This window comes from Pseudarthrobacter sulfonivorans, assembly GCF_014712225.1.
Lineage (GTDB): Bacteria > Actinomycetota > Actinomycetes > Actinomycetales > Micrococcaceae > Arthrobacter > Arthrobacter sulfonivorans.
This window is the reverse complement of record NZ_JACXBW010000001.1, coordinates 135,533-160,480: the sequence shown is the minus strand read 5'-3', so window position 1 is coordinate 160,480 and position 24,948 is coordinate 135,533. Positions and strand designations below refer to the sequence as shown.

Sequence of the window (24,948 nt, the reverse complement as noted above, 5' to 3'; positions counted from 1 at the left end):
GCAAGCGCAACCTAGGTGCCGACGTCGCGCCTGCTGACAGCGAAGGCGGCCACGGCCACCAGCCCCGCCGAGATGCCCCAGAGCCAGCCCGCCGCAGCCCAGTCGGCTCCGTTCGCCACGGGGGCGTTGCCGTAGGCCCAGTGGTAGGGGCTCAGGCGGAGCAGCCACTCGAGGTCCGGGCTTTGCCTCCCGACCGCATTGAAGACGTATCCCAAAACGCCGACGGCGGCCCCGGCGGCCAGCCCATAGGTGCGCCTGCCGGACACGGCGCCGGCGCACAGGGCGGCGGCCCCCGTCAGCAGCGCCAGCCCCGCAAACAGCACGGCCGCACCAAAGAGATTCTCCGGCCGGATACCCAGCCGGGCAGACTCGTTGAGCAACCGGACCAGCACAAAGACCAGCGCCGCGAGAAGCAGGACCCGAACCAGCAGGGCCATGGCGCGTTCCACCACAACCTGGACCCGCGTCACCCCGTGGGCGAGGGTCAGTTCCAGCTGGCCGGATTCCTCGTCGCCGCCCACCGCGGCGGCGCCCCACCCCACCGAGGCGATGGTCATCAGCAGGAAGCCGATCAGTCCGAAGAGTGTTGCCTGGGTGTAGCCGGGACCGGTGGCGATCTGGTCGTAGTTCAGTGCCTTCGTCATTTCGGGCGGGAGGGCGTCGATCATGTCCTGCATCTGTGCGCTCCCGCCAATGGACGGGTACAGCGGAAGGTACAGCAATGTGGCGCCGGCCAGTCCGGCCGCCCACGCGAGAGTGGAGCGCCAGGTGTCGAAGAAGGCGCGGCGGAACAGCGGCAGGGTGGTGCTCACTTGGCCGCCTGCCTGTGGATCGAATTCTTGTGGCTTGAATCCCTGGAGTTTGCTTCCCCGGAGCTTGCATCCCCGGGACCGGAATACATCTGCAGCACCGATTCCTCCAGGTCAGGCTCCTCCAGGACCAGGTCCCTCAACTGCAGGGTGCCCAAAGCCTTGACCAGCGGCTGGATGGCACCCTCCAAGGTGGCGGACAGGGTGACGGTACCGTTGGACTCCAGTACCTCCACATGCCCGACGCCGGGCACCGCCCCCAGCAGCGCGCCGGCGTCGTGCGCTGTTATCCCGTTTGCAGAGAACCGAAGGTGCCGGACGGCACCTTCCCGCAACCCGCTGACTGATTCGACGGCGATGATCCGGCCGTCCCGCAGGATGGCCACGGTGTCGGCGGTCTGCTGGACTTCGCTGAGCACGTGGGAGCTGAGGAAGATGGTCTGCCCCTGCTGCCGGGCTTCGCGGACCATGGCATGGAACTCCTGCTGGACCAGGGGATCGAGTCCGCTGGTGGGTTCATCCAGGACCAAAAGTTCGGGATCGTGCATAAACGCCTGAACGAGGCCGAGTTTCTGCTTGTTGCCCTTGGACAGCTTGCGGGTGTGCCGGTCGAGGTCCAGCCCCAGCCTGTCCGCCAACGCGTCGATCCGGCCCGGCGCCACCGGGCCGCTGATGGCCTCATAGTGGGCCAGGAGTTTGCGGCCGGTCACGCGGCCCTCGAGGAACAGCTCGCCCGGCAGGTAGCCGATCCTGCGCCTGAGCTCCGGACCGCCCAGCCGGGGATCCTTGCCCAGGACCCGGATTTCGCCGGAGGTGGGGCGGATGATGTCCAGCAGGCAGCGCATGGTGGTGGTCTTGCCCGCGCCGTTCGGGCCGATCATGCCGAACACGGAGCCCGCCTCCACGCTGAAATCCACCCCGTGCAGCACCTCGCGGCGGCCGAATTTCTTGGTGAGGGACCGGGTGGAGATAGCGTGGGCCATGACCCCTCCTGTGTTCGGCAGTCGCGCCTGATGCCCCTACGTTAGGCCCCGCAGGGCCCGGTGTACACGGCAGCGTCGCGGATATTCCCGATGACGCGGGCAGCGAACAGGGCGCCTCCGGCGGGGACATCCGCCCGTGGCTCGCGTACCGTTGGAACCATGGCTACCTTAGACATCACAGGTGAACAGTTCGCATCGACCATCGAAGGCAACGACATTGTCCTGGTGGATTTCTGGGCTGAATGGTGCGGTCCGTGCAAGCAGTTCGGGCCCACATACAGCGCCGTGTCGGAGAAGCACTCCGACGTCCTGTTCACCAAGGTGGACACCGAGGCCGAGCAGCAGCTCGCGGCCGAGGCCGGCATCACGTCCATCCCCACGCTGATGGCCTTCCGCGAAAAGGTCCTGGTCTTCTCCCAGCCCGGTGCGCTGAACGCCCAGCAGCTGGAGCAGGTTGTTGACGCGGTGAAGGCCCTGGACATGGACGAGGTCCACGCCCACGTGGCGCGCTCGCAGGCGGAAGCCGCGGCGGCTGCCAGCAGCCAGCCAGCGGGTCCCCAGGACGGCACCCAGATCCCCGACCTCTAAGCCGCCCCGTTCCTCTTTAACAACATCGACTGATCCCCACCGGCTCCCTAGCCTCGCAAGCTCGGCCAGGGAACCCTGCCGGCGTGGGCCCTCGCCGTTTTGAACGTTCAAAACGGCGTTTGCGGAGCAGTCGATGGTTAAGCGGAAAGAGATTAAGAGCGTTCGATCTTCACGGGCTCGGCCAGCAGCGCGCTCAGGGATTCGTTCAGGTCCTGCAGGGCGATGCCCTTGGAGTGCTTCGCCAGGTCTTCCTCGGACGCCCACTGTTCCGTCAGGACCAGCTTCTCTTCGCTGGCCTCGGTCAGCTCATAACGCAGGCAGCCAGGCTCGCTCACCACCTCGTCGATGGCGATTTCCAGTGCGAGCTTCACACGGAAGAACTCGCCGTCGTTGGGGATGAACGTTGCCTGCAGGTCGATCGGTGCACTCATGGATTTCACAATACCGGCCCCCGGACGGCATCCTGGCCGGTTGACGCGCGGACACCCTCCTGTTGCGCTCCCTTACGCTTTCATTGCCCGGGGTCAGTTGGTAGCGTGCCACCATGCGCGCCTACACAGCCGGGGACACTGACGTTCCGCTCCTTGAGGAAACCATCGGACAGAACTTCGAGCGGGTGGTGTCCCGGTTTCCCTTCCACGACGCGCTGATCGAGGCCGCGGCGGTTCCCGGCGGGGACGCCCGCCGGTGGAGCTACACGAAAATGAACGACGACGTCGATCGCCTCGCGCGCGCACTCCTCGCCTCGGGCGTCGCCAAGGGTGACCGCGTCGGCATCTGGAGCCCGAACTGCGCCGAATGGACCCTTCTGCAGTACGCCACGGCCAAGGCCGGCGCCATCCTGGTGAATGTGAACCCGGCCTACCGCAGTCACGAACTCGAGTTTGTGGTGAAGCAAAACGGCATGCGGATGCTGGTCACGGCGCCGTCGGACCGGACCAGCGACTATGTGGGCATGGCCCGCCAGGCGCTGGCCGCCTGCCCGGACCTGCAGGAACTCGTGTTCCTGCCGGCCGCCGATGCCGACGGGCTCGACGCCGGCGACCCCCAAAGTGAGGCAGAGCTGACGTACGCCGAGCTGCTCAAGCGGGCTGACGCCGTCGGCCATTCCGGACTCAGGGAGCGGATGGCGGAACTCGGCCCGCACGATCCCATCAACCTGCAGTACACCTCCGGGACCACCGGCTTCCCCAAGGGTGCCACGCTGACGCACCACAACATCCTGAACAACGGCTTCTCCATTGGCGAACTGCTGGGCTACACGGAGCATGACCGGGTGGTGATCCCGGTGCCGTTCTACCACTGCTTCGGGATGGTGATCGGGAACCTGGCCGCCCTCAGCCACGGCGCCGCCACCATCATTCCGGGACGCGGCTTCACCCCGGCTGCCGCGCTGGAGGCTGTGCAGGACTTCGGCGGCACATCGCTGTATGGGGTGCCCACCATGTTCATCGCCGAACTGGCGCTGCCGGACTTCACCTCTTACGACCTCTCCACGCTGCGGACCGGCGTGATGGCGGGTTCGCTGTGTCCCATCGAGGTGATGAACAGGGTCATTTCCGAGATGCACATGGTGGACGTGGCCATCTGCTACGGCATGACCGAGACCTCGCCGGTTTCGACCATGACGCGCGACGGCGACACCCTGCAGCAGCGGACGGAAACCGTGGGCCGAACCATGCCCCTGCTCGAAAACCAGGTCATCGACCCCGGCTCCGGGGAGGTCCTGGAGCGCGGACAGATCGGCGAGCTGTGCACCCGCGGGTACGCCGTGATGAAGGGCTACTGGGACCAGCTGGACAAAACCGCCGAAGCCATCGACGCCGACGGCTGGATGCATACCGGTGACCTTGCCCGGATGGATGAGGATGGCTACGTGGTGATCGAAGGCCGGATCAAGGACATGGTGATCCGCGGGGGTGAAAACGTCTACCCGCGCGAGATCGAGGAGTTCCTGTACACCCACCCCGCCATCCAGGACGTGCAGGTGATCGGCGTCCCGGATGCAAGGTACGGCGAGGAACTGATGGCCTGCATCATCCTGAAGCCGGGCGCTGAACCCCTGGACGCGGCCGCCGTCGCCGAATTCTGCCAGGGCAAGCTGGCACACTACAAAATCCCGCGCTACGTGGATGTCCGCGAAAGCTTCCCGATGACCGTCTCAGGGAAGATCCGCAAGGTGGAGATGCGCGAGGAAGCCGTGGCCCGCCTGGGGCTCTGACCCACCGTTGCTTGAAAAGAAGGTCAGTGCCGGCGGTGGTCCTGGATGGTCATCCGCGGCCCGAACGTAGGTTTGCGGAAGCCGCTCAAGCCGATCATGCGGACCACCCGCTGGCGGTGCCCTTTCCACGGCTCCAGCAGCGCCAGCATTCCGGCATCATCTGTCCGCCGGCCGGTCAATGCGGCTCCCACATAGGCCGCGAGGTGATAGTCGCCCACGGCGATGGAGTCCGGGCAGCCGTGGGTCCGCTGCACCACCTCGGCCGCGGTCCAGATCCCGATGCCGGGAATGACCTGCAGCTTCTCTGCTGCCTCCAGGGCGGGGAGGGCGGCCAGCCGTTCAAGCGCGACGGCGGAGCGCAGCGCCCGCATGACCGTCGCCGAGCGCTGGGGGCCAACTCCGGCCTGGTGCCACTCCCAGGAGGGGATGCGCAGCCACTGCTCCGGGGTGGGCTGGACGCGGAGCCCCTCGGGTGCGGACAGACCTGCCGCCGGCGCCGGGGACCCGAAGCGGTACATCAGGTAGCGGTAGCCGCGCCGGGCCTCGATGACGGTGACCTTCTGCTCCAGGATGGTGGGCACGAGGCAGTCAACCACGCGCCCGGTGGAGGGCAGGCGGACAGCCGGGTTCCGGCGTCGGGCGTCCCGGACCATCCGGGGGAGCGTGGCATGGAAAGCGGGCTCGTCGAAGGCCGTCCAGTCGTCGCCGGCGCCCAGGAGCCGCGGCACGCCGGCGAGTCCGGCAGCGGATCCGGGGCCCCATGCCTGGGCATCGACGGCGCCTTCAAAGGCTCCGCCCGCTCCCGAACCCGCAGCAGCGGAAAGGCGCAGCGTGACCGGGCCGTCCGGCGTCGTAAAGGCAGTCCACAGTCCGTCCGGGCGGAACGAAAACGAGGGATCCCCGGTGCCCCGCAGGAGGGTGCCGAGCGTCTGCTGCAGGCTGTAGGGGCCATCAGGGTGCCAGCGGAGCGACGCGTCCGCGGCGGCGGCCAGCCGGGCGGGAACGTCAGCTATGGTCATGTCTTCATCGTCCCACGGTGCGCCGACAACGCGCGTTCCGGAGCCCCCTTACGGGCCGCGGACGCCGGGGCTAGACTCCAACTGTGGCGCGGGGCGTCCGCGCTTTCCCCCGCATTCAAAGGAGCATGCAGTGGCTGGAGTTGTGCATTTCGAGATCCCCACCGGTGACAAAGAACGCGCCAACACCTTCTATCAAAGCGCGTTTGGCTGGAACCTGATCCCCATGCAGGGGATGGACTACACCAGCGCCATCACCACTCCGTCGGATGAAAAGACCGGCATGCCGAGCGCTCCCGGAGCGATCAACGGGGCCTTGTTCCCGCGCACGGACAGCCTCAAAACCCCCATCATCACCATCGATGTGGAGGACGTTGACGCGGCCCTGGCGCAGGTCGAGTCCGCCGGGGGTTCGGTGGCCCAGGCCAAGGCCGCCGTTCCCGGGATGGGCTGGTACGCCTATTTCACGGACACTGAAGGCAACATCATGGGCCTCTGGCAGACGGATTCCGCGGCGGGCAACTGACGCCCGGAAAGGGCAGGCCGCAGCAGGCGGTAACTTTGTACCTATGAAGTACGCGCAGTCCGTCCTGGACCTCATCGGAAACACGCCGCTCATCAAGCTCAACCACGTGACGGAAGGCATCAAAGCCACAGTCCTGGTCAAGCTGGAATACATCAATCCCGGCGGCTCCATCAAGGACCGCATCGCGGTGAAGATGATCGAAGAGGCCGAACGGACCGGCAAGCTCCTGCCCGGCGGGACCATCGTCGAGCCCACGTCGGGCAACACCGGCGTGGGGCTGGCGCTTGTGGCCCAGCAAAAGGGCTACAAGTGCATCTTTGTGGTGCCGGACAAGGTGGGCGAGGACAAGCGCGCCGTGCTTCAGGCCTACGGCGCGGAGGTTGTTGTCACGCCCACGTCCGTGGCTCCCGACAGCCCGCAGAGCTACTACAGCGTCTCGGACCGGCTCGTCACCGAAATCCCCGGCGCCTACAAGCCGGACCAGTTCTCCAATCCGGCCGCGCCGGGCAGCCATTACGAGACCACCGGCCCGGAAATCTGGCGGGACACGGACGGCCGGGTGACGCACTGCGTGATCGGCGCCGGCACCGGCGGCACCATCACCGGCACCGGCCGGTATCTCAAGGAGGTCTCCGCGGACCGTCCCGAGGCCGACGGCGGCCGGGTCAAGGTCATCGGGGCGGACCCCGAAGGTTCGGTCTACTCGGGCGGCACCGGGCGCCCGTACTTTGTTGAAGGCGTCGGCGAGGACATGTGGCCGGACAACTACGACAAGTCCGTGCCGGATGACGTCATTGCCGTCACCGACGCCGACTCGTTCGAGATGACCCGCAGGCTGGCCCGCGAGGAAGGGCTGCTGGTGGGCGGCTCCTCCGGCATGGCCGTGGTGGCAGCACTGAAGGCCGCCCGCGACCTCCCCGAAAGCGCCGTGATGGTGGTTATCCTCCCCGACTCCGGCCGAGGCTACCTGGCCAAGATCTTCAACGACCAGTGGATGCGCTCCTACGGCTTCCTGTCCGGCGGCGAAGAAGCGTCCGTCGGCGAGGTCATCAAGACCAAGAACGGCGAACTGCCCGACCTGGTGCACATCCACCCGAACGAGACCGTCCGCGATGTCATCAACATCATGAACGAGTTCGGCGTCAGCCACATCCCCGTCCTCTCGCAGGAACCGCCCGTGGTGATGGGCGAGGTCCTCGGCGCGGTGGACGAGCGCACCCTGACCAGCAAGCTGTTCCGGGGCGAGGCCAAGCTGACGGACAAGATCTCCGAACACATGGGGGAGCGGCTGCCGGTCATCGGCTCGCTGGAGACCATCTCCGCTGCCCGCGAGCTGCTCTCCGACGTGGACACCGTGATGGTGACCTTCGTCGGCGCGCCCGTGGGAATCCTCACCCGCCACGACCTGCTCGCCTACCTCAGCAACTAGCCAAAGGAACTCAATGTCTGTTTCTGAAAACCAGGGCTTCAACACCCGCGCCGTCCACGCCGGCCAGGCCTTCGAGCCCCGCACCGGCGCCGTGGTTCCCCCGGTGCACTTCAGCTCCACCTATGCCCAGGACGGCATCGGCGGTCTCCGCGACGGCTACGAATACGGCCGCGGCACCAACCCCACCCGTGACGCCCTGCAGGAGCAGCTCGCGGCGCTGGAAGGCGGCACCCACGCCTACTCCTTCAGTTCCGGCCTCGCGGCGGAGGACTCGCTGATCCGGGCGCTGACCCGGCCCGGCGACCACATCGTGCTCGGCAACGACGCCTACGGCGGCACGTACCGGCTCATCAGCCGCGTGCTTGGCGAGTGGGGGATCGGCAACACCCCCGTGGACATGGCGGACCTGGATGCCGTGCGCACTGCGGTGGCCGCGAACAAGACCCGCTTCGTCTGGGTGGAGACCCCCTCCAATCCGCTGATGAAGATCACCGACATCGAGGCGCTCGCCACCATCGCGCACGACGCCGGGGCCCTCCTCGTGGTGGACAACACCTTCGCGTCGCCCTACCTGCAGACCCCGCTCGCCCTGGGTGCCGACGTAGTGGTTCACTCCACCACCAAGTACATCGGCGGCCACTCCGATGTGGTGGGCGGCGCGGTTGTGGTCAACGATGCGGAGCTCGCGGAGAAGATCGGCTTTGTCCAGTTCGCCGTGGGGGCAGTGTCCGGCCCGATGGACGCGTTTCTCACCACGCGCGGGCTGAAGACGCTCGGCGTGCGCATGGACCGGCACAGCGACAACGGCCAGGCCGTGGCCGAATGGCTGCTGGAGCGTCCCGAGGTGGAGGCCGTGCTGTACCCGGGCCTGCCCTCGCACCCCGGCCACGAGCTCGCGAAGAAGCAGATGAAGAAGTTCGGCGGCATGGTCTCCGTGCAGTTCAAGGGCGGCGAAGCGGCAGCCCGCACGGTCGCGGAAAACACGTCGGTGTTCACCCTGGCTGAGTCCCTGGGCGGCATCGAATCGCTGATGAACTACCCGTCCGAGATGACCCACGCGTCGGTCAAGGGCACGGAGCTGGCGGTTCCCGTCAACCTGATCCGGCTCTCCTGCGGCATCGAAGACGTGGAGGACCTCATCGCGGACCTGGAGCAGGCCTTCACGTTCCTGAAGTAAACCTGCCGAGTCGATTCACCTAAAAGGCACCCTGGCTTTCTTCAAGAAAGTTAGCTAGGGTGCCTTTATGGCACTCCGATCCGACTGGTCCCAACGCACCTGCAGCATGGCACGCGGCCTCGACATCCTGGGCGACCCGTGGACCGTGCTGGTGCTCCGCGAGGTTTTCTTTGGCAACGGGCGCTTCGACGCCATGAAGTCCCGGCTGGCGGTGGCTGACTCCGTGCTCACCAAGCGCCTGGCGGGGCTCGTGGAGTCCGGGCTGCTGACCAAAAAGGCGTACGACGACGGCGGCCGCCCCCGTCAGGAGTACGTCCTGACGCCCAAGGGGGAGGACGCCCTCCCTGTCCTCAATGCCGTGGCCATCTGGTCCGAAAAGCACCTGCCCGCACCCTCCGAGCAGGCCCACATGTTCGTGATCCATTCCGGCTGCGGCCAGCGCACCGGCTCCGCGGACACCTGCACCGCGTGCGGGGAACAGCTCACGGCCGCCAACACCAGCTGGCACAGCCTCACCCGGACGGACGCGCCTATGCAACTGGCCACCGCCGCATGAGCGCCACCGAAACCGCCCGCCGGCGGCGGATCCACCCTGCCTGGGTTGTTGCCGCGGTCGCCTTCCTGGCCCTCGTGGGGGCCGCCGGGTTCCGGGCCGCCCCGGGGGTGCTCATGGTGCCGCTGCAGCAGGAGTTCGGCTGGTCCACCACCGTCCTCTCTGCCGCCGTGAGCATCAACCTGGTGCTGTTTGGCCTGACCGCCCCTTTCGCCGCCGCCCTGATGGAACGGTTCGGCATACGGGCCGTCACCGCCACGGCCTTGGTGATGATCGGCGCCGGCAGCGCGCTCACGGTCCTGGTCAGCCAGTCCTGGCAGATCCTCCTGACCTGGGGCCTGCTGATCGGGCTGGGCACGGGTTCCATGGCCCTCGTCTTCGCCGCCACCATCGCCAACACGTGGTTTGCCAAGAGCCGGGGCCTGGTGATCGGGATCCTTACTGCCGGGAGTGCCGCGGGCCAGCTCGTGTTCCTGCCGTTCATCGCCATGCTGGCCCAGGATCCAGGCTGGCGGCAGGCCTCGCTGCTGATCGCCGCCGGCGCGCTGGCGGTGGTTCCGCTGGTGCTGAAGTTCCTCAAGAACTCACCGGCCGACGTCGGCGCCTTGCCTTACGGTGAAACGGAACCTGAGGAGGAAGCGGCCGCGTCCGCTGCCGCGGCAGCCGCACCGGACAGCGAACGCAGCAGCAACGCCGCCGTGCGCGCGCTCCAGGTCCTCAAACGCGCCAGCAAAGTGCGGACATTCTGGGCGCTCGTGGCAGGCTTTGCGATCTGCGGCGCCACCACCAACGGCCTGATCGGCACCCACTTCATCCCCTCCGCGCACGACCACGGCATGCCGCAAACCACCGCGGCCGGGCTGCTCGCCGTCGTCGGGATCTTCGACATTCTGGGGACCATCGCCTCCGGTTGGCTGACCGACCGCTACAACCCCAAAGTCCTGCTGGCCGTGTACTACCAGTTCCGCGGGATCGGCCTGCTGGTGCTGCCGCTGCTGCTGAGCGCCACCGTCCAGCCGAGCATGATCGTGTTTGTCGTGATCTACGGCCTGGACTGGGTGGCCACCGTGCCGCCCACCGCGGCAATCTGCCGGAAAACGTTCGGCGCGGACGGCAGTGTGGTGTTCGGCTGGGTCTTCGCTGCGCACCAGCTTGGTGCGGCCGCGGCTGCGCTCGGCGCCGGTGCCATCCGGGATTCCACCGGCGAATACACCTACGCCTGGTTCGGCGCGGCCGCCATGTGCACCATCGCCGCCGTCATCAGTGCAACGATCCGCAAGGACAAGTCTGACAAAGACCCCGCACCGGTCCCGGTGGCCGCCGCCTAGCCACCTCCCCAACTGGGTAGCAGTAGATGTCGTTTTGACCCCTCAAAACGACATCTACTGCTACTTACTTGGGGGACGACGGCGGTGTGCTGGCCGCCGCCGTCGGCCTCCCCGTGAAGTACCCCCGCGTCGACGGCAGGAACCGGCAGACGATGGCGAGCACCACGCCCAGGGCCAGGAGCACCACGCCGCTGATGAAGGCCCCGCCGACGCCGAAGATCTGGGTGTCGCCGTAGGCCGGATCCCACATCTGGACCGCCGAAATGAAGAACGCCGCCGTGAGGATCAGCGCGCCGACGAGGGGGAGGATGCCCCGGAACCAGAGGTTGCGGGCCGACCCGCGGAGCGTGCCCCGGAAGTACCAGAAGCACGCGAAGCCGGTCAGTGCATAGTAGAAGGCGATGAACAGGCTGATGGCACTGATCGAATCGGAGAGCAAGTTCTCGCTGAGGATGCTCATGGCCACGTAGTAGGCCGCGGCGGCGGCGCCCATCACCTGGGTGGAGAATCCCGGGGTCTGGTTGCGGGGGTGGACTTCGCCGAATTTCGGCGGCAGCGCGCCGTGCACGCCCATCGACAGCGTGCCGCGGGCCGTGGGCAGGATGGTGGTCTGCGTGGATGACAGGACCGAGGCCAGGACAGCCACGATGATCAGCCAGCCCCACGGACCCAGCACCACGTCCTTCATGGCCAGGAACACATCGCTTTGGTTCGCCTCGTTGCCCAGCCCAATGCCCTCGGTGCCCACGGTGGCGTACATCATCACCAGCAGTGCCACCGAGACGTAGATGGCCACCAGCACAAAGGCTGAAATGACGGCCCCGCGGCCGGGGGTGGTGGACGGGTTCTCGGTTTCCTCGTTGACCGCGAGGCAGGTGTCCCAGCCCCAGTAAATGAAGAGTGCCAGGAGCGATCCGTGCACCACCGCACCGGGATCGGCGAAGGCACCCGCCGGGTTGAACCATTCGAGGTCGAACGCCTGGCCTTCGGGGGCGCCGCCCGCGATCCGCACAATGATGGCCAGCGCGAAGATGCCCAGCGAGACATACTGCACGTAGGTCAGGACCCGCTGGACGTGCTCGCCGAGCCGGATGCCCCGGTAGTTCACCAGGGTCATAAAAACAATAAACAGCACGCCGGTGGCCGTGACCACCAGCTTGTTCTGGGCCAGCGAACCGTCGCCGATCAGGAGCCACAGGTACTGCCCTGCCACCTGCGCCAGGTTGGCCAGAACCACGATGCCGGCCAGGGCCACGCCCCAGCCGCCCAGCCAGCCGGCCCAGGGACCGAATGCCCGGCGCGACCACGTGAACGTGGTGCCGCAGTCAGGCATGGCGCTGTTCAGTTCGCGGAACGCGTAGGCGATGAAGAGGACGGGGATGAAGCCGAGGATCAGGATCAGGGGAGTGTAGTTCCCGTTGACGGCCACGATCAGGCCCAGCGTGGCTGCGAGCGAATACACAGGCGCCGTGGACGCCAGGCCCAGCATGACCGAGTCGCCGAGGTCCAGGATTCCGGCACGGAGCCCCTTGGCCGGGACGGCACTGCCGAACGGCCCGCCGGAGCCGCCGCCCGCCGTCGTGGTCTCCGCGCTCATCGTGCCACCGGGCTCGGAAGTGTCAGGGGGCTCATAGGGCGATACCTGCCTTATTGGAGTGGGCCGCCGCCGAAAGCGGGGCGGGAGCGTCAATGGTGTTGGGCACAAAACGGCAGAAGTAGTCGGTGATGGGGCCGTCCGATTCCCGGATCCCGCAGCCCACGGACTCGCTGTCCACCACCCACAGTCCCAGGACCGGATGGTTGCCGTCGAAGTCCGGCAGCGGCTGGAACTGCTGGTAGCACCAGCCCTCGCGGCCGTAGCCGCCGGGCTGTTCCATGCTGATGCCCTGGGCATGGATCTTGATGCTGTCGCCCTCGCGCCCGTGCAGCGGCTTGGCCACCCACTCCTTCAGCGGCCCGGGCTCGTTGAGGTAGGCGGGCAGCAGGTTGGGGTGGTCCGGGTACAGGTGCCAGAGCGCCGCGAGCAGGGCCTTGTTGGAAAGCAGCATCTTCCACGCGGGCTCCACCCACCGCGGATTGTGGGCCCGCTGCAGCAGCCGGTGCCCGAACGGCTCCTTCATCATCAGCTCCCACGGGTAGAGCTTGAACATGGTGCTGATCATGAAGTTGTCCAGGTCCACGAACCTGTTCAGGTTGGGGTCCCAGCCGATATCGGACATGTTGATGCCGATGGTGGTCCAGCCTGCCTGGCTGGCCGCATCACGCATATAGGCGGCTGTCATCCAGTCCTCGCCCGATTCCTCCGCTTCGGAGTGGGCGATGTGGAGGGTGCTCATCCCGGTGCGGTACTGCATCTTCTTCCACTGCCGGATCAGGGCCTCGTGGATGCCGTTCCACTGGTCCTTTTCCGGGAACACGTCCTGCAGCCAGAACCACTGCGCGACGGCGGCCTCGATCAGGCCCGTGGGGGTGTCGGCGTTGTACTCCAGCATTTTGGCCGGGCCGCCCCGGCCGTCATAGATAAAGTCGAAGCGCCCATAGATGTCCATATCCCCGGCTTGCAGGGATTCGGCGGCGAGCTCCAGGGCCTGCGGGCCGATGCCGATATTCCCCATGGCGCCGGTGGCCAGGAACTTCGCCGCTTCGAGGCACATCTTGTGCATGTCCTCGGCTGTCACCTCCAGCGTCTCCACCTCATCGAGGGTGAATTCGTAGTAGGCGGACTCGTTCCAGTATTCGATCTTCCGGCCGTCGGGCATGGTGGTGGTGGAGAAGACCAGGCCCTGCTCTTCGATCTTCTGCTTCCAGCCGGGCCGGGGTTCCGATAACAACCGCTTCACGCCTAGCCCCCCGTGCTTCCGCCCTTGGAGCTGCTGCCGAAGCCGCCCCTGCTGACCGTGCCGCCCTTGGTGCTGTAGCCGGTGGAGGCCTTGGCGCCGCTGGGAACGCTTCTGCTGAAGTTCGGCGCCGTTGACCGGTTCTGGCCTACGGCGGGCACACTTGCGCCGCGGGAGTAGAAGTACCACGCATAGAGTGCGCCGCTGCGCCCGGCCGAGCTGTTGCACTGGGTGTCCTCCACGCGCTCGCCGGTTTCGTCGTTGAAACAGACCTGCGCGTACTCGGGCTCATCCTCGTTGCTGGCCACGATGGCGGTGATGGTGCCGGCGAGGAGCGCCGTGACGCCCAGGCCCACCACTACGGTGCGACGCTGGGAGCGTTTCTTGCGGGTGGCCATTTCATGTGCTTGGCGCTCGCGCTCCTTGGCGAAGGGGTCCACCGACGGGGTGGGCTGATTCAAAAGCTCCGGCCGCAGTTCCGGCTTGGGAACCTGCCACGGCGGGGGCTTTGGCGCGTCCTTGGCTTTGTCCCCGGCAGGACCGTCGGCTGGGTCCTTATCCGCGTCCATGACATTCCCCCTCGGTAGTCGATGTTGAACTCGAGCTGAAAGGGGCGCAACGGCGCGCCGGACGCTCAATCCTGAAATCAGCCTAGCCGGTGCCCCGGCCGGCAGCGAGCAGAAACCGGGGGAGAAGCCCCAACCCCGCCCCGCCGCCTGAACGCGTGGGCGGGAACCTACACTGGAGCCATGGAACCTGCTTCAGTGCTTGCCGTCTGCCGCGTCCATCAGCTCCTGCCCGACGAGGGGAGCGTGGGTGTCACGGCCATCGACAAACGGCCGGTGGCAGGGCCTGTCAAGGTCCACAAACTGGGACTCCACGGAGATATCCAGGCGAGCCGTGTCCACCACGGCGGTGAAGACCAGGCCCTCTACGCCTATTCCCAGGCGGACGCCGAGTATTGGATGAACCAGCTGCAGCGCGACCTCCCACCCGGAATCTTCGGCGAGAACCTGCGCGTGGCCGGGATCGAAACTACCGGCGCCGTCATTGGGGAACGCTGGAAGATCGGTCTCGACGTCGAAGTGGAGATCACCTCTCCACGAACGCCATGTGCCACCTTCCAACGCAGCATGGGCGAGCCGCAGTGGGTGAAGCGCTTTACCGAAGCAGGCCGCGTGGGCGCTTACCTTCGGGTGGTGCGGACCGGCACCATCCGGGCCGGGGACCACATCCACCGCCTGTTTGTTCCCCGGCACGGCATCACGATCGGAAAATGGTTCAGCGAGCCGGACCTTGAATTGATGGAGGCATTGCGGGACGCCGACGCCGACGGCGAGATCCGTTTGCAGCCCGAGTACCGGGGGGAATTCGAGCGGCTGCAGCAGCAGTTGGCCCGGTAGCAGCCGCTGGAGCCTCCTCACGCGGCACCCGCAAAAGCGGTGTGCGCAAGCTCACCGCCGCCGTCGTACGTTTCAATTTCAATCAAAGGGGATGCGTACCGTACACTAGAAATATCCCCCACTCCGGAAATCCCTTATTCCTGCCCAATTTTTGAGGCAGGACTGGCAAGTGTTGGGGCCCGCACAAGCGATGCGGGCATTTTCATAGGGAGAGCCGGCTAAAGAAAACGCTGTACAGACTGCTGGGATAGCAGCCAAGAGATGCAGCGGGAAGTCCTGCCACGGGATTGCGAAAGCGCCGGACTTCCAGTGACCGGCCGGTCAATGTATGCCCGGCACCCACGGCACACGTACTGCGGCTCCGCTCACCTCGGGTTGTGCCGCCTGGCCCCCTATGGATGAGGAAATTTCCCTATGCCCGAAAATCAGAACGACGCCACCGAAGCGGTAACCGCCGAAACCGTTGCCGTCGAATTCACCGAGGCCGCTGTCCCCGCAGCCGAGCCCGCCGCTGAAACCGAAGCACCCGCTGCAGAAGCTCCGGCTGCCGTCGAATTCACCGAGGCCGAAGCGCCCGCCGCCGAAACCGCTGCGGAAGCTCCGGCTGCCGAAGAAGCACCCGCCGCCACGGCTGAGGAAGCCCCGGCCGCCCCCGCTAAGGCCGAGGACGACGAAGAGGAAGGCGTCCGCTTCGCCGATCTCGGCATCGACGGCCGTGTCCTGGCCGCCCTGCAGGACGTCGGCTACGAAAAGCCTTCCCCCATCCAGGCAGCAACCATTCCGCTGCTGCTTGAAGGCCGCGACGTCGTGGGCCTCGCCCAGACCGGCACCGGTAAGACTGCAGCATTCGCAGTACCGGCACTGTCCCGCCTGGCCGAGCTCCACGACCTCAACGGCCCGTCCCGCAAGACCCAGGCCCTGGTCCTGGCCCCCACCCGCGAGCTGGCGCTCCAGGTTGCCGAGGCCTTCACCTCGTACGCCAAGCACATCGATGACTTCACGGTCCTCCCCGTCTACGGCGGCTCCGCCTACGGCCCCCAGCTCGCCGGCCTGCGCCGCGGTGCCCAGGTTGTCGTCGGTACCCCCGGCCGCGTGATCGACCACATCTCCAAGGGTTCCCTGGACCTGTCCGAGCTCCAGTACCTGGTGCTGGACGAGGCCGACGAAATGCTGCGCATGGGCTTCGCCGAAGACGTGGAGCAGATCTTCCAGCAGACCCCGTCGGACCGCCAGGTGGCGCTGTTCTCCGCCACCATGCCGAGCCAGATCCGCCGGATGTCCAAGCAGTACCTGAACAACCCGGCCGAGATCTCGGTCAAATCCAAGACCACCACCGGCGCCAACACCCGCCAGCGGTACCTGCAGGTCATGGGCCCGCACAAGCTCGACGCGCTGACCCGCATCCTTGAGGTTGAAGAGTTCGACGGCGTGATCGCCTTCGTGCGCACCAAGATGGCTACCGAGGACCTGGCTGACAAGCTGAAGGCCCGCGGGTTCCAGGCTGCCGCCATCAACGGCGACATTCCGCAGCAGCAGCGCGAACGCACTGTTGATGCGCTGAAGGAAGGCCGCATCGACGTCCTGGTGGCCACCGACGTCGCCGCCCGTGGCCTTGACGTTGAGCGCATCAGCCACGTGGTCAACTACGACATCCCGCACGACACGGAGTCCTACGTCCACCGCATCGGCCGCACCGGCCGTGCAGGCCGTTCCGGCGACGCCATCCTGTTCATGACGCCGCGGGAGAAGTACCTGCTGCGTTCCATCGAGAAGGCCACCCGCCAGCCGGTGGAGCAGATGCACCTGCCCACGGCCGAGACCGTGAACACGCTGCGCCTGGGCAAGTTCGCCGAGAAGATCACCGAGACCCTCGAGTCAGAGGACGTTTCGGCGTTCCGCGACCTCATCGCCTCCTACGAGCAGGAGCACAACGTTCCCGCCTCGGAGATCGCCGCCGCGCTGGCCGTCATGGCACAGGGTGGACAGCCGCTGCTAGTCAAGGAACTGCCGGCAGCTCCCGAGTTCCAGAAGCGCGAGCGCTCCAAGGACGGCTTCGGCTCACGTGGCCCGACCCGCACGCTCACCGAGGGCAACGCCACCTACCGGATTGCCGTCGGACGCCGCCAGCGCGTTATGCCGGGCTCCATCGTGGGCGCCATTGCCAACGAGGGCGGCATTTCCTCCGCCCAGATCGGCGGCATCGACATCCGCTCGGACCACTCCCTCGTGGAGCTCCCGGCAGACCTGAGCGCCGATCAGCTGCGCGCCCTGTCCCGCACCCGGATCGGCGGCGAACTGATCCACCTCGAGCTGGACAACGGCCGCAAGCCGTCGGGCGGCGGCGAGCGTGGGGGTTACCAGGGCAACCGTGGCGGCGGAGACCGCGGCGGTTACTCCGGCGGCGGCGACCGCGGTGGCAACTTCAAGGGCAGCGGCGGGTTCAAGAAGGAATTCCGCAAGTCCGACGGCGAGCGTTCCTCCGCTGACCGCGGTGGCCGCTCGTACAGCGACCGTTCAGAGCGCAGCGTTGGTGCCGACAGCGGCTCCAGCCGCGGCCAGGCCAGCGATTCCCGCTTTGGCGGCCACGGCGACGGCTCACGCAAGCCCCGCACCGAAGGCGGACAAGGCGGTTTCAACCGCAAGGGCAAGTGGTAACCGTCAGCTAGCCTGACAAGTTTCTCCCCGAGGGGCCGGCTTTCGAGCCGGCCTTTCGGTGTTTAACCGACTCGCGCATGTGCCGTATGTTCGCTTCGTCACACCCTGCAACGCGGCCGGGCTCCAAGGGCTCCCCAGCCGGCACCCGAAGGCACTTTTAGGCCCGGGTTTAGGGGCTTTTTCGTGTCCCGGGCCGCATTCGGCTGCCGATTTGTTGGTGGCCAAGTCTTCCGGTAGAGTATTTACTCGTTGCCCCCCTAGCTCAGTGGTAGAGCGCGTTCTTGGTAAGAACGAGGTCACCGGATCGATTCCGGTGGGGGGCTCTGGATGAGGGCCTGTGTCAAGGCGGTTTTGACCGGCTTGATGCAGGTTTTTCTCATTCGTGGCGGTGTAGCTCAGTTGGTTAGAGCGCACGACTCATAATCGTGAGGTCGGGAGATCGAGCCTCCCCACCGCTACAGGCTAAGCCCCCGGAATCCTTGAGATTCCGGGGGCTTTTCTGTGTTGGATGAAGACTCACCTCCAAGAGGCGTCTCTTAGATTCTCCCGAAAACCACCATATTCTCTGTGGAGTGGCTGTTAAATGGCTACTACTGGGGCGGGGCTGGTATGGCCACAGTGGAGCCTTTAGCAGCCGTGTACGGCCCTCATCGGCCCCCTACAGCCTTACTCCTAGAGTCGGGTCAGGTGAGGGCTTCTTGATCGCGTAGAGCGGCCACTGGGAGAGCATGGTCCTGGCTGCTCGACTTCCTGCTCCCGGGTAGTGCTGCTAGAAAGCGGCTCGAAGTGAAACGTTCGTCTGAAAATCGAAAGTTTCACTGGATCGACGCCGGTCGGAGCCTTATCCCGGTGCACACCTTGCTCTGACACGTCCAAGACTGCGCAGCACTCCCTCTGGCGTACGCAATGATTAGCAGCGTGGACGTAATTTTCTCTGCCCCCTTCTCCGGGGAAACTCGAGGAGACGCAGGGCTATTACCATCATGCATTCACTCGCCGCTCACAACACCGAACCCAAACCCCTGATCTGGACCGCGACGGCAGACTCAATCCTCGAAAAAGTAGCCCGCGGCGCGTCGCCCTCGAAACCATCAAACAAAACTGATACACACCACTAGTGCTTCAATTTGGGCGCGAGCCTTGCGCGGCAGACACGGTGTCACCCCCCGGCTAGATTTCGGTCTCGACGCCCTTGTCGTTCTTGGCCTCTAGTCCTGGACTGCCCCGGGCCTCTTCAGTTGTCAGCACGAAAGGGAGAGGTGACCGCAAAAGTTCTGCAAAGGCGCATCCGAACGACTGTTGGACCCAATCCTAAAGAAGGGTAAGTGCCTCGTGGATCAGTCACTAAATCGACTGAGAGGATGGAGACATGGACCCTGTAACAGCTTGGATCGTCGCTGTAGCCTCGCTGGTGGTGGTGGTCATTCTAAGCAAGATGCTGATACGCCGCTGGAACCGGGAGAACAGAGCGAAGTACCCGAAGCGGTTCTCGGGATCGCACCGGTTCATTGAGATCAACCGGGCGCCCCGCCACTGAGTCGCGTCATGCAGCGCTCAATGATCGACTACGCAATCACGTCACTCAACGTGCTGTACTGGGCGGTGGTGGCGATCTGGCTCTGGCTCTGGTTGACCACCGACCTGGCCACCACGGGGAACAGTATTTGGTTCGTAGTGGCTGCGCTGGCCCTGATGATCCCCTACCACCTGCTCAGACGTAAGCGCAATAAGCTCCAGAGCAGGGCAAAGGAACTGCAAGACACGCCCAAGTAACAAGGGCGTCCCGCCGGGGGTCCTTCGCAATATCTCTGGCTCCATATCTCCCGGGCAACATGTTGGCTCCCATGATGGAGCTGACCTGCGCAACGGACACCCGAGTGCGACTCCTGGACAGGCCCCCAGGGCCCTTGCCTAGACCCCTGGGGGTGACCCCAAAGCGGCTATGGCGCCTGCCCGCTCAAGCGCCTAGGCTCGCGTACGGGTTAAGAACCAACCATATTCGGTTGATAAGTGACAATCGGGTCGATATGGGAATCGAATGCATCGAGTATCTTATTCATGTCATGCCGCCCAATTGAGGCTATGTGCTTCGGCGCTGATGAACCTGTGAACGGCGCGGACGGCATGGTTCTTAGCGTGGGGCGGAACACCACCTTCGCCGGTCAATCCGCGAGGCCGCGACCCCGGCCGTCGGGGAAAGCCTCTCCCGTCCCTGTCTCCGTCCTACTCGAGTTGCCCCAGCCTGGAGCTCAGTTTGGCAAGCACTTCCGACGTCGCCGTCGGCTGCACCGGGGGCGGCTCCGTCCCCTCCTCGGCCGCTTTGAACTCGCGGTCCCATGCATTCTTGTCCTGGACGACGAACCGCTTGTGGGGCGCGTCCCACTTCTGCAAGTACTCCGCAGGGTCGGGTCCCTGGGGCTTCTCCCGCCTCACGGGCGGCTTCGGCGGCTGTCGCACGTACGAGAACTGCTGCGGCTCCGGCCTCGATCGCCGCCGGACAAACCTGCCCAGAGCCAGGATGGGGAGAATCGTGCAGGCCAAGACCCCAATGAACCAGAGAATCAGGATGATCACGATCCCAACTAACAATTCCATGGCTTACGTTAACGCCTAAGCGATCCATCAGGGAAGGTGGCCGGCCTTGCGGACAACCGGCCGACATCTCTCCCTGTTCGCCAAGGTTGGCGGCTTCGCATACTCGGAGCTCCCGGACTCGGGCCTTTTGGCATGTATCGCGGGGAAACTTGCGGGGCCACATCCAGCGTGTGAAGACAATCTCGGGGGGTGCTTACCTGTCCCCCTTGGGGAGTGCGGACAACGAACCCCTAATTTGGTCCCTAACCATCCTGCTTTCTTGGCTCGTGCCTTGGAACAGAAGGTACCTTTGCTTTCTCTACCCGAGATGACAGAGAGGTCATCATGCCCACTGCAGCCCGAAGTCGCATCATGAAAATCAGCAAAATGTTCCCGATTATGTTCCTAGTTGCCGCCGGACTCGTCGTAGCATCCCCGGGCGCGCAGGCCGCGACAACCCCCCCCGCCGAGTCTTGCTGGAGAGGTGTTCCTAAGCCCACAGGGGGCGTTCGATGCTGCATCCTACGCCTGTACGAGCACTGGGGGTGGCACGTTCACCCTTCATGCAACCGGAACCGCGACGGGACCCTACCCTGGCACCTTCGTCGAAGACATCACTGTCGGTGCCGCTGGCATTCCTAATCCTCCGGACATAACGAGCACCCTAAGCTCATTTCACTCCACGTTTACCATCACGAGTGCCGCGGGCACGGTAACCGGGACGAAGGACCTTGCCGCGGGCGGCGGAGGCTTCGCTTGGTGCGCCGGGTCGTTCGGGGCTTTTGACGCGCCGGCCCTGACTTACTCGGCCACCATCAACACTGGAGGCGCGAGCTACACGGACAGCGGCACAGCGTTCGCCAGGGATGCTGAGATGCCAAACAATGGGGTAGCAATTTTCCAACCATTCAATGAAACATTTTCGACCTCCAATGGTGTCGTTCCAGTCGTTCCCGCTGCGCCGACCAGCGTGGACCAGTGCAAGAACGGGGGATGGAAAAATTACCCGCAGTTCAAGAACCAGGGCGAGTGCGTAGCGTATGTCCAACGCCCGAAGAGGTGAGTCGGGCAGGGGGTGAGTGACATCCCCCCGCCCTGACAGAACGGCTCCCGGGCCTGATTCTTATGCTAGGCCCGGGACCACTAATCGCTGGACACATTCTGGTGACGGAAGGCGCCACCCGCCCGATCGCAACCGGCCCCCAAGCCCTGATAGGTGTTCCGGGGCGCACATCGCCCCGGGCGGCACCCGGCTCCGGACCTTCACCGACTCCCCACCGGCCGGTCGGCGTCAAGGCCGACCCAGCACTAACCGCATCCGTTCATGACCGCGACACTTGACGTGTCGAGGACATTTCAAACGGCACCGCATATGGGTTGCCCATCGAGGGGAACCGTGCTGCACTCTTGCGCTTGGCTACTGGCGGCTACCGGACGATCAATTGACGCTGTCAAGGGGTCCGGGTGTCTTTCGTGCCAGGCGCAGTACCGTTGTCAAAATTTCGCCGCTCAGGACCGCTCATGACCCGTCTACGGGCGGACCTGCAGTGAGAACTTGGCTCCGCGGCGCGGAGAATTGGACCTCCACCTCCCCGTCTTGGCGACAGGGAAGGTATCAACGAGCGCCTGGCATTCGTGCCCTGGTCTTTACATCACCATCAGGTGCGGAACCGAGATCATCCAACTTTGCACGCCGCGTATTCCATCCCGCGGTGAAGCGATGCCAAGCGCTGGACCCAAAGCTTCCGAACATCGTGTTTCATGACCTGCGGCGCACCGCCGTGACATTGTCGATCAGCACTGGAGCCAACCCTAAAGTTGGGCAGCAGATAGCGGGCCACAGTTCGGCCGTGACGACGATGGACGTTTACGCTCAACTGTTCGCTCACGACGGGCAGTCGTCGGCGCGGGCCGTCGATGCCCTACTGACTGCCCCCGCCGTGGCCAACTGAGCGGCTCCGAAAAAGAGGTGGCTACGAAATGGCTACTAACTGCCGAAAGGCCTTACTAATCTAGAGGAACAATTGCACGACTCATAATCGTGAGGTCGGGAGATTGAGCCTCCCCACCGCTACAGGCTAAGCCCCCGGGATCCTTGAGATTCCCGGGGTTTTTCTGTGTGCAAGCACACGTGAGGAAACTCTTGGAGGTGTGGCGGCTCGCTTCCGGTGCGGAGCGGGGCTAAGGAGCCACATGAGGATCTCAGTAGCCATCTACGGCCCCAGCCTTCCTCTCATGGCCGTGTGATCTACCGTTTGTCCCGTAAGCGCCTCCCGGTGGCCTGAACAGGCCACCGGGAGATGATGCTCCCGGTTGTTCGACTACCTGCTCCGGACACCAGTGCCGCTGGCCCCGGTTCGAAGCAAAAACGTTTGACTGTAAATCAGAGGTCACCGAACCAACGCCGGTCGGAGCCCCCAGCTAAACCCGTGTATTTGCCCGTATGTATTCGCGGAAGTACGGTTTTATGGACTTTCGGGAGCGTGATGGGTGAGGGTGGCCCCCCTTCCCGTCGGGCCCCGCCCCGGGCCGTGACGCTCGCCGGCATTCCGCAAAGCCCGCTTTTAATGAGGGCGGGCTTTCAGAATGCCGCATGTGCACGACAGTTTAGGAGTGACACTTTCAAACCGGTAAATATTGGTCAAAATTTCGTTGAAGGCAAATACTTTATCGCCTACAATGCAGGCATGATTCACCCGGATCATGCATTCGTAGCAGGGGATGGATGCGCCGCCGAACGAGAAAGATATGGCCATGAAGCCCCTGCTACGAGCCTCGCTAGTTCCCTGCCTCGCACTTCTGGCGGTCGGAGTGCCCGCATTGCCCGCTGTTGCGGACATCGACACTGATCAGGTGATGCGATCGACGGTGTGGGTTGACTCCTCCTGGGTAGGTCAAGTTGAAGTTCCATACTCGGATGACACTTCCCAGCGCTTCACGGCGACCGCAGGCAAAGGCTGCACAGGCTTCATCGTCAGCGGAGCCGGCGATATCGTGACAGCGGGCCACTGCGTGCAGTACGATGACGCCGTTCGCAAGGCACTGCTCCAGACCGTTATCAATGAGAACAAGCTCGCCCCCACCAGTGGCCAGTTCAATCTGGATCAGCTCACGTGGACTGTTCGGGTCGAATCGACACCGACCATCTCAATTGGCCAGCCGAGCATCGTCAAGAATGCCCCTTTCGACAAGGACGGGATCACGGCACGACTGGTCGCTGCTCAGGATCCCGAAGCCGGCGATAACGCCTTAGTGCAGGTTGTCGGCAAGGATACTGCCGGCACTGTCCTCCCAATTGCGGAGCAGGCGCCGAAGGTTCGCGACCACATAACAGCTGTCGGCTTTCCCAGTGACACCGCATCAATCACGGAAGCCACCCGGCAGTCACCTACCTTCAAGGAGGGATCGATAAGCGCCCAGACCGTATCCAAGAAAGGCGTGCCGAAGCTTCAACTGGATGGCGAGCTGATCAGTGGCATGTCTGGCGGACCTACACTTAACGCGGCTGGCGAGGTCGTTGGTGTCAACAGCAGCGGGTTTACCAATAGGAATGAATCGTTTGTGACGGATACTGCGACCCTCCGGACCTTTCTGGAGCAAAACGGCGTGAAGCTTACAGCAGCTGCGGGGGCGTCGACGACCTCCGGGTCGAATGGTGCAGCTGCCCAGCCAGCTGCACCGCAGGCGGCTTCGACTAGTGACAATTCACTGACTACGACTCTCATCGTGGCACTCTGCGTACTAGCCGCCATGGTGATCGCGGGCGCCGTCTATTTATTCCAACAACGACGCAAGACGACGCTAGCGACAGCCACAGCTTCGGCGCCATCACTGTCCTCGGGCGACCCTGATCACGGCCACTCGAGTTGAGTCGTGAGGCCGCACCCCCACGGCGGCCTGAAATGCCCTGCCCACCCTGTGTTCAACCGGAGCGGCGACGAGCTGTGCTGACCCGTGCTCTGCTGCGCCGGGCCGTGACAAGCGAGGCTTTTCGCCGTAGCTTGGCAGCATCTGGCGAAGGGGGTTTCAGTGGACGTCTTCGCAACGATCATGGCCCCGTTCAAGTGGCTTGTCTCCGCCCTCATGGTCTGGTTCCACGACGCCTTGAGCAGCATCGGCATGCCGGCGGCCAACGGCTGGACATGGACGTTTTCCATCATCGGGCTGGTGCTGATCATCCGTGCCGCTTTGATTCCGGTCTTCCTCAGACAGGTCAACGCCCAGCGCCGGATGCGGCGACTGCAGCCGGACTTGAAGAAGCTGCAGGACAAGTACAGGGGCAAAACGGATCAGCTTTCCCGGCAGGCCATGGCGCAGGAGCAGATGGCGCTGTACAAGGAACATGGAACCAATCCTTTGTCCGCCTGCCTTCCCGTGCTGATCCAGGTGCCGTTCTTCCTCGCCCTTTTCCAGGTGCTTTCCGGCATCACCTCAGCAGCCGGGCAAGGTCAGGGCATTGGCGCGATGAGCCGCCAGCAGGTGGTGCAGTTCGACCAATCAAGTATTTTTGGTGCCCCGCTGTCAGCGTCCGTACTGCACGGCGGCGCAGGTGATCAAGCGGCGGTCACAGTCCTGACTGTCCTCATGATCCTGGCCATGACGGCCTCGCAGTTCATGACGCAGCGACGGATTATGGCCAGGAGCATGCCCGAGGATTCCGCGGACAATCCCTTGCTGCGACAGCAGAGAATGTTCCTGTACATCCTGCCGCTGATCTTCAGCGTTGGCGGCGTCCTCTTCCCGATCGGCGTCCTGATTTACTGGACCACCACCAACCTCTGGACCTTGGCCCAACAGTTCTTCGTCAAGTGAGGGGCGAGCTCTCGCTGCGGAGGGCGTGCAATAGCGA

The 24,948-nt window shown here is 64.8% G+C and carries 21 protein-coding genes and 2 tRNA genes; 15 read left to right on the top strand and 8 right to left on the bottom strand.

Features of this window, described 5'->3' with window-relative positions:
- Positions 1-11: 11 nt before the first annotated feature.
- Positions 12-812, bottom strand: coding sequence for an ABC transporter permease subunit (locus IAQ70_RS00790; protein ID WP_190987395.1), 801 nt, complete (start codon positions 810-812; stop codon positions 12-14).
- Positions 809-1,792: an ABC transporter ATP-binding protein gene (locus tag IAQ70_RS00785; protein WP_190987394.1), complete on the bottom strand. Its 984-nt coding sequence runs from the start codon at positions 1,790-1,792 to the stop codon at positions 809-811. Before IAQ70_RS00785 ends, IAQ70_RS00790 begins: the two co-directional genes overlap by 4 nt.
- Before the next feature lie 159 nt (positions 1,793-1,951).
- Between IAQ70_RS00785 and IAQ70_RS00780 the strand changes: the two genes are divergently transcribed.
- Positions 1,952-2,380 (top strand): thioredoxin family protein, encoded by a 429-nt coding sequence (locus IAQ70_RS00780; protein ID WP_190987393.1) that lies wholly within the window; start codon positions 1,952-1,954, stop codon positions 2,378-2,380.
- Positions 2,381-2,532: 152 nt separating this feature from the next.
- On the opposite strand, the gene IAQ70_RS00775 is transcribed toward IAQ70_RS00780, so the two are convergent.
- The gene (locus IAQ70_RS00775) at positions 2,533-2,811 is read right to left on the bottom strand and encodes a putative quinol monooxygenase (RefSeq protein ID WP_190987392.1); all 279 of its coding nucleotides are present in this window, start codon (positions 2,809-2,811) and stop codon (positions 2,533-2,535) included.
- Between the two features lie 113 nt (positions 2,812-2,924).
- Between IAQ70_RS00775 and IAQ70_RS00770 the strand changes: the two genes are divergently transcribed.
- Positions 2,925-4,601: an AMP-binding protein gene (locus tag IAQ70_RS00770; RefSeq protein WP_190987391.1), complete on the top strand. Its 1,677-nt coding sequence runs from the start codon at positions 2,925-2,927 to the stop codon at positions 4,599-4,601.
- A gap of 23 nt (positions 4,602-4,624) precedes the next feature.
- Here the strand turns inward: IAQ70_RS00770 and IAQ70_RS00765 are convergent, their stop codons facing one another.
- Positions 4,625-5,620, bottom strand: coding sequence for a DNA-3-methyladenine glycosylase family protein (locus IAQ70_RS00765; RefSeq protein WP_190987390.1), 996 nt, complete (start codon positions 5,618-5,620; stop codon positions 4,625-4,627).
- A 130-nt stretch (positions 5,621-5,750) separates the two neighbouring features.
- On the opposite strand from IAQ70_RS00765, the gene IAQ70_RS00760 reads away from it, so the two are divergent.
- From IAQ70_RS00760 to IAQ70_RS00740, 5 genes are all read left to right on the top strand, one after another.
- Positions 5,751-6,143, top strand: a complete 393-nt coding sequence (locus tag IAQ70_RS00760) for a VOC family protein (RefSeq protein WP_190987389.1) — start codon at positions 5,751-5,753, stop codon at positions 6,141-6,143.
- Between the two features lie 43 nt (positions 6,144-6,186).
- Positions 6,187-7,572: a cystathionine beta-synthase gene (locus tag IAQ70_RS00755; RefSeq protein WP_190987388.1), complete on the top strand. Its 1,386-nt coding sequence runs from the start codon at positions 6,187-6,189 to the stop codon at positions 7,570-7,572.
- Positions 7,573-7,585: 13 nt separating this feature from the next.
- Entirely contained in the window at positions 7,586-8,749 is a 1,164-nt protein-coding gene (locus IAQ70_RS00750; RefSeq protein WP_190987387.1) for a cystathionine gamma-synthase, read from the top strand.
- Between the two features lie 67 nt (positions 8,750-8,816).
- Positions 8,817-9,305 carry a winged helix-turn-helix transcriptional regulator gene (locus IAQ70_RS00745; protein WP_190987386.1) on the top strand — a complete coding sequence of 163 codons (489 nt, stop codon included), beginning with the start codon at positions 8,817-8,819 and terminating at the stop codon, positions 9,303-9,305.
- Entirely contained in the window at positions 9,302-10,630 is a 1,329-nt protein-coding gene (locus IAQ70_RS00740; protein WP_190987385.1) for an MFS transporter, read from the top strand. Before IAQ70_RS00745 ends, IAQ70_RS00740 begins: the two co-directional genes overlap by 4 nt.
- Before the next feature lie 64 nt (positions 10,631-10,694).
- On the opposite strand, the gene IAQ70_RS00735 is transcribed toward IAQ70_RS00740, so the two are convergent.
- The 3 genes from IAQ70_RS00735 to IAQ70_RS00725 are packed head-to-tail and all read right to left on the bottom strand — an operon-like array spanning position 10,695 to position 14,036.
- Positions 10,695-12,227: an APC family permease gene (locus tag IAQ70_RS00735; protein ID WP_190987384.1), complete on the bottom strand. Its 1,533-nt coding sequence runs from the start codon at positions 12,225-12,227 to the stop codon at positions 10,695-10,697.
- Positions 12,228-12,258: 31 nt separating this feature from the next.
- The gene (locus tag IAQ70_RS00730) at positions 12,259-13,470 is read right to left on the bottom strand and encodes a glutathionylspermidine synthase family protein (protein WP_190987383.1); all 1,212 of its coding nucleotides are present in this window, start codon (positions 13,468-13,470) and stop codon (positions 12,259-12,261) included.
- 2 nt (positions 13,471-13,472) lie between these two features.
- Complete coding sequence (locus IAQ70_RS00725; protein ID WP_190987382.1) at positions 13,473-14,036, bottom strand: Tat pathway signal protein; 564 nt, start codon at positions 14,034-14,036, stop codon at positions 13,473-13,475.
- Positions 14,037-14,216: 180 nt separating this feature from the next.
- On the opposite strand from IAQ70_RS00725, the gene IAQ70_RS00720 reads away from it, so the two are divergent.
- The 6 genes from IAQ70_RS00720 (at position 14,217) to IAQ70_RS00695 (ending at position 19,298) form a co-directional block, all read left to right on the top strand.
- Positions 14,217-14,870: an MOSC domain-containing protein gene (locus tag IAQ70_RS00720; protein WP_190987381.1), complete on the top strand. Its 654-nt coding sequence runs from the start codon at positions 14,217-14,219 to the stop codon at positions 14,868-14,870.
- 414 nt (positions 14,871-15,284) lie between these two features.
- On the top strand, positions 15,285-17,525 hold the full coding sequence (locus tag IAQ70_RS00715; RefSeq protein WP_190987380.1) for a DEAD/DEAH box helicase: 2,241 nt from the start codon (positions 15,285-15,287) through the stop codon (positions 17,523-17,525).
- Positions 17,526-17,776: 251 nt separating this feature from the next.
- Positions 17,777-17,848: transfer RNA gene (locus IAQ70_RS00710), tRNA-Thr, on the top strand.
- A 61-nt stretch (positions 17,849-17,909) separates the two neighbouring features.
- Positions 17,910-17,983: transfer RNA gene (locus tag IAQ70_RS00705), tRNA-Met, on the top strand.
- A 911-nt stretch (positions 17,984-18,894) separates the two neighbouring features.
- Entirely contained in the window at positions 18,895-19,062 is a 168-nt protein-coding gene (locus IAQ70_RS00700; RefSeq protein ID WP_190987379.1) for a hypothetical protein, read from the top strand.
- 20 nt (positions 19,063-19,082) lie between these two features.
- The gene (locus IAQ70_RS00695) at positions 19,083-19,298 is read left to right on the top strand and encodes a hypothetical protein (protein WP_190987378.1); all 216 of its coding nucleotides are present in this window, start codon (positions 19,083-19,085) and stop codon (positions 19,296-19,298) included.
- Between the two features lie 450 nt (positions 19,299-19,748).
- Here the strand turns inward: IAQ70_RS00695 and IAQ70_RS00690 are convergent, their stop codons facing one another.
- Positions 19,749-20,099, bottom strand: coding sequence for a hypothetical protein (locus IAQ70_RS00690; RefSeq protein ID WP_190987377.1), 351 nt, complete (start codon positions 20,097-20,099; stop codon positions 19,749-19,751).
- A 2,754-nt stretch (positions 20,100-22,853) separates the two neighbouring features.
- On the opposite strand from IAQ70_RS00690, the gene IAQ70_RS00680 reads away from it, so the two are divergent.
- Both IAQ70_RS00680 and yidC read left to right on the top strand, forming a co-directional pair.
- Positions 22,854-23,969: a S1 family peptidase gene (locus tag IAQ70_RS00680; protein WP_190987375.1), complete on the top strand. Its 1,116-nt coding sequence runs from the start codon at positions 22,854-22,856 to the stop codon at positions 23,967-23,969.
- Between the two features lie 159 nt (positions 23,970-24,128).
- On the top strand, positions 24,129-24,911 hold the full coding sequence (gene yidC, locus IAQ70_RS00675) for a membrane protein insertase YidC (protein ID WP_190987374.1): 783 nt from the start codon (positions 24,129-24,131) through the stop codon (positions 24,909-24,911).
- Positions 24,912-24,948: the final 37 nt, after the last annotated feature.

Coding starts and splice junctions, on each gene's coding strand:
- IAQ70_RS00775 (WP_190987392.1), bottom strand. CDS start 2,811: ATGAGTGCACCGATCGACCTGCAGGCAACGTTCATCCCCAACGACGGC.
- IAQ70_RS00745 (WP_190987386.1), top strand. CDS start 8,817: ATGGCACTCCGATCCGACTGGTCCCAACGCACCTGCAGCATGGCACGC.
- IAQ70_RS00770 (WP_190987391.1), top strand. CDS start 2,925: ATGCGCGCCTACACAGCCGGGGACACTGACGTTCCGCTCCTTGAGGAA.
- IAQ70_RS00735 (WP_190987384.1), bottom strand. CDS start 12,227: ATGAGCGCGGAGACCACGACGGCGGGCGGCGGCTCCGGCGGGCCGTTC.
- IAQ70_RS00720 (WP_190987381.1), top strand. CDS start 14,217: ATGGAACCTGCTTCAGTGCTTGCCGTCTGCCGCGTCCATCAGCTCCTG.
- IAQ70_RS00785 (WP_190987394.1), bottom strand. CDS start 1,792: ATGGCCCACGCTATCTCCACCCGGTCCCTCACCAAGAAATTCGGCCGC.
- IAQ70_RS00780 (WP_190987393.1), top strand. CDS start 1,952: ATGGCTACCTTAGACATCACAGGTGAACAGTTCGCATCGACCATCGAA.
- IAQ70_RS00680 (WP_190987375.1), top strand. CDS start 22,854: ATGAAGCCCCTGCTACGAGCCTCGCTAGTTCCCTGCCTCGCACTTCTG.
- IAQ70_RS00740 (WP_190987385.1), top strand. CDS start 9,302: ATGAGCGCCACCGAAACCGCCCGCCGGCGGCGGATCCACCCTGCCTGG.
- IAQ70_RS00755 (WP_190987388.1), top strand. CDS start 6,187: ATGAAGTACGCGCAGTCCGTCCTGGACCTCATCGGAAACACGCCGCTC.
- IAQ70_RS00765 (WP_190987390.1), bottom strand. CDS start 5,620: ATGACCATAGCTGACGTTCCCGCCCGGCTGGCCGCCGCCGCGGACGCG.
- IAQ70_RS00695 (WP_190987378.1), top strand. CDS start 19,083: ATGATCGACTACGCAATCACGTCACTCAACGTGCTGTACTGGGCGGTG.
- IAQ70_RS00750 (WP_190987387.1), top strand. CDS start 7,586: ATGTCTGTTTCTGAAAACCAGGGCTTCAACACCCGCGCCGTCCACGCC.
- IAQ70_RS00725 (WP_190987382.1), bottom strand. CDS start 14,036: ATGGACGCGGATAAGGACCCAGCCGACGGTCCTGCCGGGGACAAAGCC.
- IAQ70_RS00715 (WP_190987380.1), top strand. CDS start 15,285: ATGCCCGAAAATCAGAACGACGCCACCGAAGCGGTAACCGCCGAAACC.
- IAQ70_RS00700 (WP_190987379.1), top strand. CDS start 18,895: ATGGACCCTGTAACAGCTTGGATCGTCGCTGTAGCCTCGCTGGTGGTG.